This is a genomic window from Roseomonas populi (genome assembly GCF_024594815.1).
GTDB lineage: Bacteria > Pseudomonadota > Alphaproteobacteria > Acetobacterales > Acetobacteraceae > Roseomonas > Roseomonas populi.
Genome location: NZ_JANJOU010000008.1, coordinates 118,279 through 131,432 on the forward strand (window position 1 = coordinate 118,279; position 13,154 = coordinate 131,432).

At 71.8% G+C, this 13,154-nt stretch carries 11 protein-coding genes; 7 read left to right on the plus strand and 4 right to left on the minus strand.

What is annotated here, in order from left to right; genetic code table 11:
- Positions 1–3 precede the first annotated feature (3 nt).
- Complete coding sequence (locus NRP21_RS11350) at positions 4–807, plus strand: IclR family transcriptional regulator (protein ID WP_257716313.1); 804 nt, start codon at positions 4–6, stop codon at positions 805–807.
- A 67-nt stretch (positions 808–874) separates the two neighbouring features.
- On the opposite strand, the gene NRP21_RS11355 is transcribed toward NRP21_RS11350, so the two are convergent.
- The 3 genes from NRP21_RS11355 to NRP21_RS11365 are packed head-to-tail and all read right to left on the minus strand — an operon-like array spanning position 875 to position 6,522.
- Entirely contained in the window at positions 875–2,260 is a 1,386-nt protein-coding gene (locus NRP21_RS11355; RefSeq protein ID WP_308219880.1) for a TolC family protein, read from the minus strand.
- A 5-nt stretch (positions 2,261–2,265) separates the two neighbouring features.
- Positions 2,266–5,430, minus strand: a complete 3,165-nt coding sequence (locus NRP21_RS11360; protein ID WP_257716314.1) for an efflux RND transporter permease subunit — start codon at positions 5,428–5,430, stop codon at positions 2,266–2,268.
- 3 nt (positions 5,431–5,433) lie between these two features.
- A complete protein-coding gene (locus NRP21_RS11365) occupies positions 5,434–6,522 on the minus strand; it encodes an efflux RND transporter periplasmic adaptor subunit (protein ID WP_257716315.1) in 1,089 nt (362 codons plus the stop codon).
- 518 nt (positions 6,523–7,040) lie between these two features.
- Here NRP21_RS11365 and NRP21_RS11370 point away from each other — a divergent pair.
- From NRP21_RS11370 to NRP21_RS11385, 4 genes are all read left to right on the plus strand, one after another.
- Positions 7,041–7,385 carry a DUF2946 family protein gene (locus NRP21_RS11370; protein ID WP_257716316.1) on the plus strand — a complete coding sequence of 115 codons (345 nt, stop codon included), beginning with the start codon at positions 7,041–7,043 and terminating at the stop codon, positions 7,383–7,385.
- Positions 7,386–7,664: 279 nt separating this feature from the next.
- Positions 7,665–8,141 (plus strand): copper chaperone PCu(A)C, encoded by a 477-nt coding sequence (locus NRP21_RS11375; RefSeq protein ID WP_257716317.1) that lies wholly within the window; start codon positions 7,665–7,667, stop codon positions 8,139–8,141.
- A 40-nt stretch (positions 8,142–8,181) separates the two neighbouring features.
- Complete coding sequence (locus NRP21_RS11380; protein ID WP_257716318.1) at positions 8,182–8,688, plus strand: YcnI family copper-binding membrane protein; 507 nt, start codon at positions 8,182–8,184, stop codon at positions 8,686–8,688.
- 32 nt (positions 8,689–8,720) lie between these two features.
- Positions 8,721–10,319: a copper resistance CopC/CopD family protein gene (locus tag NRP21_RS11385; protein ID WP_257716319.1), complete on the plus strand. Its 1,599-nt coding sequence runs from the start codon at positions 8,721–8,723 to the stop codon at positions 10,317–10,319.
- A 213-nt stretch (positions 10,320–10,532) separates the two neighbouring features.
- On the opposite strand, the gene NRP21_RS11390 is transcribed toward NRP21_RS11385, so the two are convergent.
- Complete coding sequence (locus NRP21_RS11390) at positions 10,533–11,345, minus strand: GntR family transcriptional regulator (RefSeq protein WP_257716320.1); 813 nt, start codon at positions 11,343–11,345, stop codon at positions 10,533–10,535.
- A 275-nt stretch (positions 11,346–11,620) separates the two neighbouring features.
- On the opposite strand from NRP21_RS11390, the gene NRP21_RS11395 reads away from it, so the two are divergent.
- Together NRP21_RS11395 and NRP21_RS11400 are read left to right on the plus strand one after the other, a co-directional pair.
- Entirely contained in the window at positions 11,621–12,055 is a 435-nt protein-coding gene (locus tag NRP21_RS11395; RefSeq protein ID WP_257716321.1) for a type II 3-dehydroquinate dehydratase, read from the plus strand.
- Positions 12,056–12,115: 60 nt separating this feature from the next.
- Entirely contained in the window at positions 12,116–13,138 is a 1,023-nt protein-coding gene (locus tag NRP21_RS11400; protein ID WP_257716322.1) for a Bug family tripartite tricarboxylate transporter substrate binding protein, read from the plus strand.
- The last annotated feature ends 16 nt before the right edge of the window (positions 13,139–13,154 follow it).

Below are 13,154 nucleotides of genomic sequence, written 5' to 3' on the forward strand. Positions count from 1 at the left end.
AAGATGCTCGACGTTCTGGAGTGCTTCTCCACGCAGGACCGCGAGCTGACGGTTGTCGAGATCGCTCGGCGTACCGGCATGCCGCGCACCACCGTCCACCGCATCGTCGACAGCCTTCGCGTCCTCGGCTTCCTGGAGCAGGAAGCGAGCCGCGAGCGCTACCGGTTGGGCATCAAGCTCTTCGAGCTCGGCAACACGGCCCTCACGAACCTTCCCCTCTACCGCGAGGCGCGCCCCTTCGTGGACACGCTCTCCAAGATGAGCGGCGAGGTGGTGCACCTCTGCGTGTTCGACGGCTCCCAGATGGTCTTCGTGGAGCGGTCCGAGCACGGCTCCGGGCGCCCGCACAACACGGTCACCACCATGGAGGCCACCCCGTGCCACAGCACCGGGGTCGGCAAGGCCACACTCGCCTTCCAGGACGAGGCCGTCATTGAGCGGATCATCCGCCTCGGGCTGCACCGCTTCACGCCGGGGACGATCATCTCCCCGGGGCCCCTGCGCGAGGAGTTGGCGCGCATCCGGGCGCGGGGCTTCGCGGTGGACGAGTGCGAGCACGAGCCGGAGCTGCGCTGCGTGGCCGCGCCCATCCGCAACTCGACGGGGAAGGTCTTCGCCGCGGTCAGCGTCAGTGGCCACACCCGGCGCGTGACCCTCGACCGTGTCGCGGAGCTCGCGGCCCTTGTGATGTCGCACGCCCAGCTCATCTCGGTCCGGCTGGGCTTCATGCCGGATTCCCTGCCGGCAGCGCTGGACCAGGGTGGACGCCAGCACAGCAGGCATCAGGGCGGCTCCGCGGGGCGCTGAGCCGCCGGGCCGCCGCCTGCACGGGCTGAACCGGCCGGTCCCGCCGGGTCCGGCGCGGGACCGTGCGTCAGCCCCCGGGGATGCCCGCCGGCCCACGGGCCGGGACAACCCTGCTTCCGGGCTCGGCGCCCAATGCCTGGTTCAGCCGCGCCCGGCCCAGGCCCACATTCACCTCGGCCTGCGCGGCCGTGCTGGCCGCGTCGATCCCGATCTGGCGGATCCTCACCAGGTCGAACAGCGTCATCTCCCCCGCGCGGAACGCCCGGTTGCCCGAGGCGAGCTGCTGCTGCGCAATGGAGAGGCGCCGGCGGGCCAGGGTCTGGGCCTCCTCCGCCCGGCGCAGCGCGGCCTCCGCACGCACCGCGGCCGCCTCTGTCAGGCGACGCACCTGCAGCAAGCGGCTGCCCGCGCTCGTCAACTCGGCCTGGGCGGCCGCCTCGCGCGGGCGGTTGCGCGCGGCACTCGGCAACGGCACGCGCAGGCGCAGGCCGAAGCTCGTGCCCTGCTCCGTCACGTCGCCCTCCTGGCGCATGACGAAGCCGCCCAGCTCCGGGTTGTCGATCGGGGTCGCGGCGACGAGCCGGACCTGCGCCTCGGCGGCCTCCACCGCGGCCGCGGCGGCGCGCAGCGCCGGGTGCTGGCCGGGCAGCGCCCGCTCCTCGGCACCCTGGCCCGGATCGGCGCCGCCGGTCAGCGTGCGATAGGCGAGCACCGCCGCCTCCTCCGCTGCCTGCGCCTGGGCGAGGGCGAGTTCGGCCGAAACCCGCTCGTTCTGGGCCAGCAGCAGGTCCGGCTCGGCCACCTCGCCCAGGTCGACACGGCGGCGCGCCTCATTGACGAGGTCGCCCGCTGTCGCCAGCCGGTCGCGCTGCACGCGCATCTCCGCCCGGCGCAGCGCGGCCTCCCACCAGGCTTCCCGCAGCAGCCCGGATAGCTCCAGCCGGCGCAGGCCCAGGCGCTCCTCGGCGCTCGCCACGTCGCGCACCACCGTTTCCGCCACGGCGGAGCGCTGGCCCGGCAGCCAGAGCGGTGCGGCCAGCTCCACCTGCCCCTCGCGCGCGGTGCGTGGGCCGCGGGCATCGCCGCGGATGCTGCCCGACACGGCAAAGCTGCCGGGCACGAGGCTGTCGGACAGGGCCGAGCGCGCGCGCGCCGCCTCACGCGAGGCCTCGAGGGCGCGGCTATCCGCGTCCAGCGATACCGCGGCCTCGAGATGGTCGCGAAGCACGGCCGGCGCCCGGGCCGAGGGCACGGCGATGTTGGCGTTCGCGGCGGTTCCGCCGGCACCCCCGCCACGTCCGCCCCGGCTCATTCCCGGGTTTGCCCCCGGGGCTGTCCCCTGACCTGTCCTCAGGCCCATCCCCGGGCCTGCCCCGGGGCCTGTCCCCTGGGCCGCCGCCGGCAGGGCGAGCAGCGCGGTCGCCGCGAGAGCGGCCGGCAGGATACGTCTCATCACGGTCACTCCGCGGCCGAGGGAAGCCCGGCGGCACCTGTCCTGGCCGCGTCGGCCGAGGCAACAGGGGTGCTTTCGGTCCGCTTGGCCCGCGGCAGGGCGAAGCGGTCGTAGAGGATGGGTAGCAGCACGAGGGTGAGCAGCGTCGCCGTGATCAGGCCGCCGATCACCACGATCGCCAGCGGCCGCTGGATCTCGGCGCCGGGCCCGTCCGCGAACAGGAAGGGCACGAGGCCGAAGGCCGCGATAGTGGCCGTCAGCGTCACCGGCGTCATGCGGCGCTTTGCACCTTCGAGCACGCCCTCCCGGAGGCTCAGCCCTTCCTCCGCGATCAGGCGGTTAATGGCACTGATGAGCACGACGCCGTTGAGCACTGCGATGCCAATCAGGGCAATGAACCCGACCGAGGCCGGCACCGAGAGGAACTCCCCCGAGGCCCAGAGGGCGACGATGCCGCCGATCGCCGCGAAGGGCACGTTGCAGAAGACCAGAACCGCCTGCCGCATCGACCCGAAGGTGAGATAGAGCAGCAGGAAGATGACCCCGAGCGCCAGCGGGACCACGACGGCCAGGCGGGCCGAGGCGCGCTGCTGGTTCTCGAACTGCCCACCCCATTGCAGGCGATAGCCCTGCGGCATCTGCACCCGGGATGCGGCGGCCGCCTGCGCCTCCGCCACGAAGCCGACGAGGTCGCGCCCGTTGACGTTGGCCAGCACGGTCGCGAAGCGCGCGCTGCCCTCGCGCACCACCTGCACCGGCCCTTCCTCCTCGCGGATGTTGGCGATGGCGCTGAGCGGCACGGTCCCGCCGCCCGGCAGCACGATGGGCACCCGCGAGAGGTCGAGCCCGGAGCGCCGCAGCAGCTCGGAGCCGCGCAGCATCAGCGGCACGCGCGGGCCCTCGGCCTCCACCACGATGCCGAGCTGGTGGCCGTCCACCCAGACCCGCAGCGCCTCCTGCACGTCGCGCACGTTGAGGCCCAGGCGCCCGGCCGCCAGCCGGTCCACCCGCACCGTGAGGTACTTCATGCCCTCGTTGCGGAGGGCGAAGACGTCCGTCGCGCCCTCCACGCCCCGCACGGCGGCGGCCACCTCGGTCGCGACCCGGTTCAGCTCCGCGATGCTGTTGCCGAATACCTTCACCACCACGTCGCCGCGCGCACCGATGATCATCTCCTGCACGCGCATGTCGATGGGCTGGGCGAAGGCGAAGGAGATTCCGGGGAAGCGGGCGAGGACCTCACGCACGCGCTCCATCACCCACTCCGTGGATCCGTCGGCGTCGGCGCGCCACTCCTCCTTCGGGCGGAACTGCAGGTAGAGGTCGGTCTCATTCAGGCCCACCGGGTCGATGCCCAGCTCGTCGGCGCCGGCGCGCGCGACCACGCCGCGCACCTCCGGCACCTCCTCCATCAGGGCGCGCTGGATCCGCATGTCGGTCTCGGCCGCCTCCTCCACCCGCACCGTCGGGTGCTTGCGGATGGTGACCACCGGCGTTCCCTCGTCCATGGTCGGCATGAAGGTGGAGCCGATGCGCGGGTAAACGGCGGCGGCGATCCCCAGGCCGAGCAGCGCCACGGCCACGACCGGCAGCGGCCGGCGCACGGCGGAGGCGACGAGCGGGTCGTAGACCCGGTGCAGCTGCCGGACCAGCCAGGGCTCCTTGTGGTGCCCCGTCGAGAGCAGCATGGCGCAGAGGACGGGCACCACGGTGATGGAGAGGAGCAGCGCCGTGCAGATGGCGAAGACGATCGCGAGCGCCACCGGGCCGAAGAGCCGCCCCTCCAGCCCCTGCAATGAGAGAAGGGGGAAGAAGACGGTCGCGATGATGACCACGCCGGAGACGAGCGGCACAGCCACCTCCCGCGTCGCTTCCAGCACGATGCCGGCGCGGCGGCGGAAATCCACCTTCCCCTCGATGAGGCCGAGCCGGTGGGCGGCGTTCTCCACCACCACCACGGCGCAGTCCACCAGCAGGCCGATGGCGATGGCTAGGCCGCCGAGGGACATGATGTTCGCCGTCAGCCCCTGCCACTTCATCACCCCGAAGGTGCCGAGCACCGCGAGCGGGAGGATCGCCGAGACGACGACGGCCGCGCGCAGGTTGCCCAGGAAGAGGATCAGCAGCACCACGACCAGCACCACCGCCTCGAGCAGGACCTTCTGCACCGTCCAGACGGCGGCGCCGATCAGCTCCGCGCGGTCGTAGAAGATGTTGACGCTGGCGCCCTCGGGCATGGCGGCCTCGATCTCGGGCAGGCGCGCCTTCACGCCGTCCACCACCAGCCGCGCATCGGCGCCGCGCAGGCCGAGCACGGTCGCCCAGACCGCCTCGCCCTGGCCGTCCCGCGACACCACGCCGTTGCGGGCCATGGTGTCGTAGCGCACCTCCGCCACGTCGGAGACGAGGACGACCCCGTTCGGCCGCGCGGCCACCACGATGGAACGCAGCTCGTCCAGGCTGCGGATGCGGCCCTCGGCCCGCACCAGCAGCGCCTCCTCTCCGTCCCGCACGCGGCCGGCGCCGTCGTTGCGGTTATTGTCGGAGAGCGCGTCGCGCAGCATCGACATGGTGATGCCGCGGGCGGCCATGGCGGCGGGGCTGGGCACCACGGCGTAAGTCCGCACGTAGCCGCCGAGCACGTTCACGTCGGCCACGCCCGGCACGGAGCGCAGGATGGGCCGGATGGTCCAGTCCACCAGCGTCCGCTGCTGCTCCAGGGTCATGCCCGGCGCGTCCAGCGTGAAAAGCAGCATCTCCGCCAGCGGCGTGACGATGGGCGCGAGCCCGCCCTCCGTCCCGTCAGGCAGCTCGTCCATCACCTGCGTCAGGCGTTCGTTGATCTGCGCCCGGGCCCAGAAGATGTCGGTTCCCTCCGCGAACTCGAAGGTCAGGAGCGCGACGGAGTAACGGGTGGTCGAGCGCATGGAGGTGAGGCTTGGTGTCCCCGTCATCGCCAGTTCCACGGGCACGGTCACCCGCTCCTCCAGCTCCTCCGGTGTCAGCCCGTTTGCCCGCAGGCTGACCAGGACCTGGGTGGGCGAGACGTCGGGGAAAGCGTCGATCGGCAGGGAGCGATAGGAGGTCCAACCCCAGACCGCGAGGCCAAGCGCGGCCAGGATGACGAGAAGGCGCTGCCGGAGCGCGACGGAAACGAGCTTTCCGAGCACGGGTCAGGCCCCCTCGCGCTCGACCATGGCGCCGAGCAGGAACAGGATCCCGCGCGTGGCCACGGCGTCGTTCGCCACCAGGTCACCGCCGACCGAGACGGAGGTCGGCGTCTCCGACAGCACGCGAACCGGCCGGGGCTCGAAGCCTTCCGGGCGGCGGACGAAGACCCAGCTGCGGTCGCGGTGCCGCACGACGGAGCCGGCGGGCACGCGCCACTGCCCGCCGGAGCCGTTGGCCCGGAGCGGCAGAACGGCGACCACCGCCTGGCCGGGGCGCAGGTTCGCAGCGCCGCGGTCGATCTCCGCCACCGCGGAAACGGACTGCGTGGCCACGTCCGCGCGGCGGGAAAGGTGCAGCACGCGGCCTTCCGCGCCCTGGGTGGGCACCAGCACAGGCGCGCCCGGCTCCAGCGCCGCGGCTGCGGCGAGCGGAACCTGGATGTTCAGCCAGAGCGGATCCAGCTCCGCCAGGCTGAAGAGCGGCGCGGACTGTGCCACGCGCTCCCCGGGCACCGCGTCCCGGCCCATGGCGATGCCGTCCGCCGTGGCGTGGACGGTGACGCTGTCATTCAGCCGGCGGGATTGCCGAAGCTGTGCGATTTCGGCCGCTGCCATGCCGAGCAGGGCGAGCATCTGCTCGCGCTCCTGCATCGTGGTCAGCGCCACCACGTGCTCGGCACGGGTGACGAGAAGGCGCCGCTCCGCGATGATCCGCTCCCGGGACAATGCTTCATCGCGCCGCAGCTTCTCGCGCGCGAGCGCCTCACCGTTGATGGCGTCCAGGAACAGGCGTTGCGCCTCCAGCAGCTCCGTGCTGCGGATGCGCGCCAGGGGCTGGCCCTTGCGCACAAGCTCGTCCGGGGTGACGAGCAGTGCCTCGATCAACCCGCCCACGGGTGCGGCCACCACGCGCAGCTGCTGCGGCGGGATCGAGACGCTGGCGGGCAGCCGGATCTCGGCCGCGCGCTCCTCGGACTCCACCACGGCCCATTCGATACCCGTGCTGCGGATGCCGCGCTCATCAAGCGGGATCACGGGCAGGCGCTGCTGCGCCCGGGCATCCGATGCCGTGGCAATCAGGCCGAGGATCACCAGGGCACCCGAAAAAACCGATAAGGCACGGCCTGTTGTCACAACTGTCCTCATAGCCGCACCCCGCCGTCGTACATGGCCCAGATATGACACCGTGTTCATGAATGACACATGGTGCAGTGCAACATTTTGTGACGCCGTTGCTTTCCCTTTCGTGATGATTCGCTCCTCTCCTCCCTCATCTGACGGGTCTGTGAAGCCACCTGAGCTTGCGAAATCGCGTGTCGCAGCGAGGCTGACGTCATCTCGTCTTCTGGCGGGTGGGATCGCGTGTTGCTGGGCGCCGTTCCTCTTTCGATCTGCTCACGAGTAACGTGGCCCTGCGTCTCGCCTCGGCCCAACGGAGGTGTCGAGGATGGCAGGATCCAGAGTGACGTCTGGCCAATGCGAGACAGCCCTCACCCACCGACAGCCACCGGACTCGACCTCTCGCGTTTGAGTCGAAATCACAACGGACGGTGACGGCGAAGCGCCTCCCTGTTACCCTCTTGCGGATGCCCCGCGCTCGGACAGGCCTCGTGCGCCTTCTCGCGATCCTGCTGCTGATGCAGTGGGCGGGCGCGGTCGTGCCGCACGCCCGAGCGATGGAGCGAGCGGCCTCGGCCCAGCGGGTTGAACTCTGCACCCACGATGGGCAGCGCTCCATCCTGCTGGACGAGAACGGCAAGCCCGTGCAGCCAGCACCGGCGACGGATTGCTGCAGCCTGTGCCAGTGGGCGATGGGAGATGCGCCGCCCGGGCCCGCGATGGTTATCCGAGCCATCACCTTCCTGCTCGCCGCCGAACCGTTCCGGCATCCCGGCTTACCCCACTCTCCGCCGCGTTCTCCCCCGCATCAGCCCAGAGCACCCCCGCACGCCTGACGAAGCGATCGGGCCACCGCCCCGGGCCTGACCCTTGGCGGGCCCCTCTCGTTTCGCGCCGGGGTGAGTGGCCGCCATCCTGCTTCACGAGCCCGCATGCCTGACGCATCGCGGGTCCCGCCTCCGCGCCGCCCTCCTTAGCAACCGGCCTACAGGGCACGATCACCGCCGACCGGCCGCCGGTTTGAGCACGGCCTGCCGGGCATGCCCCGGCAGGATGAATCAATCGGTCGCATGTCGGGCCTGACAAGAATCAGCAACCACCAAGGAGACAGACCCATGTCCATCCCGCGTCGCGCCGCGATTGCCGCCGCCCTTGCCCTGGCTCCGGCCCTCGTTGCCGCGCAGCAGCCCCCGCCGGGCGGCGTCGCCGTGGAGCAGCCCTGGATGCGCGCGGCGATCCAGGGCGGCACCGGCGGTGCCTTCCTGACGCTCCGCAACACCGGCAGCCAGCCGGACCGTCTGGTTTCGGCCAGCAGCCCGGCCGCCCGTGCTGTCGAGTTGCACACCACCGTGCGGGACGGCGACGTGATGCGGATGCAGCCCGTGCAGGCCATCGAGGTGCCGGCAGGCGGCAGTGTCACGCTCCGGCCGGGCGGCCTGCACGTCATGCTCGTCGGCCTGGCCCAGGCGGCGCAGCCCGGCAGCAGCGTGCCGCTGACCCTCACCTTCGAGCGGGCGGGCGCCGTACCCGTGCAGCTCGCCGTCCAGGCGGCCGGGGCATCCGGTCCCGCGGGGCACGCCAACCAGCACTGACCGGCCCCGTGCCGAACCTGACCCCGTCAAGGATCCTCCCATGCCCCGCACCCGAATTCCGGCGGCCGCCATCGGCCTCTCGCTTCTCGCCGGCCCGGCCCTCGCTCATGTGACCGTCGACCGGGCCACGATGCCCGCCGACAGCTACGTCCGCATCGCTATCCGCGTGCCCCATGGCTGCGAGGGTGCCGCCACCACCGGCATCCGGCTCCAGGTGCCGCCCGAGCTGCGCGGTGCGAAGCCCATGCCGCTCGCAGGCTGGACGCTGACCACCCGGATGGAGGGCGGCGTGACCGTGCAGGGCGAGCACGGCACAGCGCATGTCCCCCGCGAGGTCTCCTGGCAGGGCGGCAACCTGCCGGACGAGCAGTACCAGGAGTTCGTCATGCTCGTCCGGACCCCCTCCGAGCAAGGCGCGACGCTTTACTTCCCGGTGGTGCAGGAATGTGAGGGCGGAAAGGTCTCGCGCTGGATCGAGCGGCCCGCCGGGCCCGGCGATCGGCCCCGCTACCCCGCCTACGCGATCCGCATCGTGCCGAAGGGGTGAGGCGAGGTCTGTAGGGCGCCACGCCGATCACCATGCTCCGTCTCCTGCGTGCCGCCTGGGCCGCGCTCCTTCTCTGCACGGTCCCGCTGGGCGGCGCCTTGGCGCACGCCGCCCTGGTTGCCGCCAGCCCGGAGGACGGGGCCACCCTGGCGGAGGTGCCACGCTCCGTGACGCTGCGCTTCGACGAGGCGGTAACCTTGATCGGGCTCCGCATCGCCGGCCCGGCGGGCGAGGTCGCGCAGCCGGCCCCGGCGGAGGCGGGCGGCGACACCGTCCGGGCGAGCCTGCCGCCAGGGCTCGCAACCGGCACCTATCTCGTCAGCTGGCGCGTGATCTCGGCCGATGGCCATCCGATCGGCGGCACCCTGGCCTTCGGCCTCGGCAGCGCGCCGGTCCCTGCCACGACTCCGGCAGGGGCGGGGATGGGCGGTTGGACCGCGGCGGCCGAAGTCCTCCGCTTCCTCCTGCTCAGTGCCTTCGCGCTGGGCGGGGGTGGCGCGCTGTTCCGCGCCCTGGTCCAGGCTCCTCCCCCATCGCTGCGCCGATGGCTCGCTGCGGCGTCGCTGGTCGGCGTCGTGGCGGCCGCTGCCACGATCGGCTTCCAGGGGGGCGCCATGGAGGACGCCCCGTTCCCCGGGGGACTTGCCGATCCGGCGACCTGGCGCGCCGCGCTCGGATCGACCGTCGCCGGGCGCGCGGCGGTCACCGCGGCCGGCCTCCTGGTCGTCGCCGGTTCGCTCCTGCTCCCGGCAGGCTCCGCCGCGCTTCTCGGCGCGGCCGGTTCCGCCGTCGCCGCCATCGGCCTGAGCCTCTCCGGGCATGCTGCGGCGGGCGGATGGCCGGTCCAGGCCCTGCTCGCGCTGCACGCCCTGGCGGCCGCCTACTGGCTGGGCGCCTTCCTGCCGCTTCTGGCGCTTCTCTCTATGGGCAGGTTGGGCGCGCTGCCGGCGGTGCGGCGCTTCTCCTCCATCGCCATCCCCACGGTCGCCGTGCTGATCCTGAGCGGAGCCGCCCAGGCCGCGCTGCATCTGGGCGAATGGCGGGGGCTGCTGGGTAGCTTCTACGGCCGGCTGGTGGTCGCCAAGGCGGTCGGGGCCGTCCTGCTCCTTCTTCTGGCCTTGCTGAATCGCCTGTTCCTCACGCCGCGCCTGTCCACGGGTGCGTCCACGGCACTGTCCCGCAGCATCCGCCTGGAGGTGGTGCTGGGGGCCGTCCTGCTCGGCGTCACGGCGGTGCTCGGCATGACCTCCCCCCATCCCGGCGCCGTCCACGCCCATGCCCACGACCATGGCGTGCCGAGCCGGCAGGGCGCCATCGTCGCGACCCAGGTGGCGGGCCTGGACGCGCTGCTGGAGGTCCGGCCGGCGCGTCCCGGCACCAACACGATCACGCTCCGGCTGGAGCAGGGGGATGGCAGCCCCGCGCGGCCGCAAGAGGTCTCGATCGAACTGTCGCAGCCGGCTGCGGGCGTCGTGGGGCTGCGCCGCCGGATGAGGGCGGAGGCTCCCGGCCAGTTCCTGTATCAGGGCCCGGAGCTCGCGCTGGCCGGCCGCTGGGTTGCCAGGGTGGAGATCCTGGTCAGCGACTTCGAGCAGGTGTCCGCCGATCTGGGCTTCGATGTCGTGCCGTGAGCCGGTGGCCGAAGGCACCCAGCTATGTCGAAGCTCCGGAGGTGGTCCGGCCTGGCTGGAGAGCGTGGGGGCGAAGGGGGTAAAGCGCCTCTCGTCCGGCGGCCGACAGCACGCTCAGGGATTGCGGCCTGTCCAGGCAGGGCAGCGGAACGAGGATGACGGAACTGGCTGGCAGGCGTTCGGAGTTCTGAACTCCTCTCCCCTATCCCGCCACTAGCCGCTGGCAGCCGGAACCTGCCGCCCTGCCGCGCCGGACCTTGCGGCAGCCTTCTTCCCGGCCCCTTCGCGCGCGGAGCGGGAGCGTGCCTGTGGGGCAGCATCGGCCGGGGTGCGCCGGGCCTCGCCGCCGAAGCGCGCGAGAGCGCCGGTCTCGACCACGTGCCGGACGCAGTTGCCCAGGTGCTCGGCCAGGGCCTGCCGGCCCGTGGCGCTGTCGCGTGCCAGGGCGCTGTCCAGCAGGCGCCGGTGCTCCTCCGCGGCCGCCTCTCCGCGGAACACCACGGCGACGATCTGGTAGCGCAGGTAGCGGTCATAGATGGCCGCGTGCGTCTGCAGCAGCAGCCTGGACCCGCAGGCCGCGATCAGCGCGCGGTGGAACTCCCAGTCGTAGCGCTTCCAGGTCTCCACATCGACCTCCTCCCGCGCGAGGAGCCGGCGCTCGAGCGCGGCGAGCTTGTGGTGCGCCGCGACCACTCCGCCCTCCCAGTCGAGCCCGCCGGCCGCGAAGGACTGCTCCATCGCGTGCGCTTCAAGCAGGAGCCGGAGCGACGTGACCTCCTCGAAGTCGCCCTCCGACACGGGCGCGACCTCGAACCCCTTCTGTCCCTCGGCCACCACCAGGCTCTCCGAGGCCAGGCGACTCAGCAACTCCCGCAACGTGCTGATGCTCGCGCCATAGGTCTCGCGCATCCGGTCAAGGCCCAGCTTCTGCCCGGGCGCTAAGCGCCCGAACACGATGTCGGCGCGGATCCGGCGGTACGCCGCCTCGCCGATCGTCGGGACGTCCGGGATTGGAGAACCGTCCACTGTCGAGAGTGCCTCCTTGTTGAGCCAATCATGCACCGAAGCGTCAGGAGCGCCAAATTCTTGATGATCATTGTTTTACACGATCGCCCGATGATTCAGAAATAAACAGTTGATTCGCGCTTCGATGGGACATAGTAATGTCCGGCCAGCACGCTTCATGAGCGCGCCGGCCGGAGGGGACAGGGCTTGCGGGACGTTGGAGCAGGGGCGCGCAGCCGCGCCCGCCATGTGGAAATAGGCACCTGGGTTCGTCCCCGCATGGCGGGCCGCCTGCCGTGAGCGGGCCGATCCATGTCCTGAACGGTCCCAACCTTAACAGGCTCGGGAAGCGCGAGCCGGAGATCTACGGGCGGACGACGCTCGCCGAGGTCGAGGCCATGTGCCGCGAGGCCGCCGGCGACAGCGAGATCGTCTTCCGCCAGACGAACTGGGAAGGCCAGCTCGTGGACTGGATCCACGAGGCGACGGACGGGGACGCGGCCGGCATCGTCATCAACCCGGCCGGGCTGACCTTCACCTCTATCCCGGTACTGGACGCGCTGAAGATGTTCGGCCGCCCGATCATCGAACTGCACATCACCAACATCCACCGGCGGGACGCGATCTACCACCGCTCGCTCGTCTCCACCGTGGCAACCGCGGTGATCGCGGGGCTCGGCGCGCGCGGCTACGCCACGGCCATACGGTCCATGCACGACCTTCTGGGCTGAGGCCCGGCAACCCGGGCTGCCCGGACACGAAGAACAACGGGAACGAGAGGAGGAGTGACGATGCGAGAGGATAAGATCGGCATGAAGCCGGGCGCCCTGCGCCGCCGCGCGCTGCTGGCGGGCATGGGCGGGATCGGCGCCCTGCCCCTGATGGGGCAAGGCGAGGCCCGGGCGCAGGCGCAGGGCTATCCGAACAGGGCGGTCACGGTGATCGTTCCCTTCGCGCCGGGCGGCTCGACCGATTTCGTGGCGCGCCTCCTCGCGCAGCACCTCTCGACCAGGCTGGGGGGCAACTTCGTGGTGGAGAACCGCGCCGGCGGCAGCGGCACGGTAGGCCACGGGGCCGTCGCCCGCGCCCGGCCGGACGGCTACACCCTCGGCGTCTCGCCCACCGGCACCTTCGCCCTCGCGCCCTTCCTGTTCGAGAAGCTGCCCTACGACAGCGACAAGGGCTTCGCGCCGATCAGCCTCCTGGCCGGCAACGCCATGTTTGTCTGCGTCCACTCCGCCAGCGGCATCAACACCTATGCCGACCTGATCGCGGCGGCGAAGGCGCAGCCGGGCAAGCTCACCTACGCCTCGGCCGGCGCCGGCACGATCGCACACCTCGCGCCCGAGCTGATGCTCGACATGTCCGGCACGGAGATGCTGCACGTCGCCTACCGGTCCGGCGGGCTGCAGGTGCAGGCCGTGATCGGGCGTGAGGCGAACATGGGCTTCATCGACACGGTGACGGCCATCCCGCACGTCCAGTCCGGCGATCTGCGCGCGCTGGCGGTGACGAGCGTCGGGCGCAGCCCCCAGCTCCCGCAGGTTCCCACCCTCGCGGAGTGCGGCCTGGCCGGCTACCGCGCCACCAACGACTTCGGCTTCTTCGCACCGGCTGGCACGCCGCCGGCGATCGTGAGGCAGCTCTCCGAGGCCGCCCGCGAGATCCTCGCCATGCCGGAGGTGAAGGCGCGGCTCGATGCCGCCTCGATCGACATCTACGCGGGCACCTCGGAGGCCTTCCCGCCCTATCAGGCGGAGGAAGCCCGGCGCTGGGGCGACCTGATCCGCCGCCGCAACATCAAGATGGAATAGTCGGCCGCAGGAGGGG

What these genes read in the sequence shown, in the direction of transcription:
- NRP21_RS11355 (WP_308219880.1), bottom strand. Translation starts at nt 2,260, where the DNA reads ATGAGACGTATCCTGCCGGCCGCTCTCGCGGCGACCGCGCTGCTCGCC.
- NRP21_RS11380 (WP_257716318.1), top strand. Translation starts at nt 8,182, where the DNA reads ATGCCCCGCACCCGAATTCCGGCGGCCGCCATCGGCCTCTCGCTTCTC.
- NRP21_RS11350 (WP_257716313.1), top strand. Translation starts at nt 4, where the DNA reads ATGCTCGACGTTCTGGAGTGCTTCTCCACGCAGGACCGCGAGCTGACG.
- NRP21_RS11375 (WP_257716317.1), top strand. Translation starts at nt 7,665, where the DNA reads ATGTCCATCCCGCGTCGCGCCGCGATTGCCGCCGCCCTTGCCCTGGCT.
- NRP21_RS11400 (WP_257716322.1), top strand. Translation starts at nt 12,116, where the DNA reads ATGCGAGAGGATAAGATCGGCATGAAGCCGGGCGCCCTGCGCCGCCGC.
- NRP21_RS11385 (WP_257716319.1), top strand. Translation starts at nt 8,721, where the DNA reads ATGCTCCGTCTCCTGCGTGCCGCCTGGGCCGCGCTCCTTCTCTGCACG.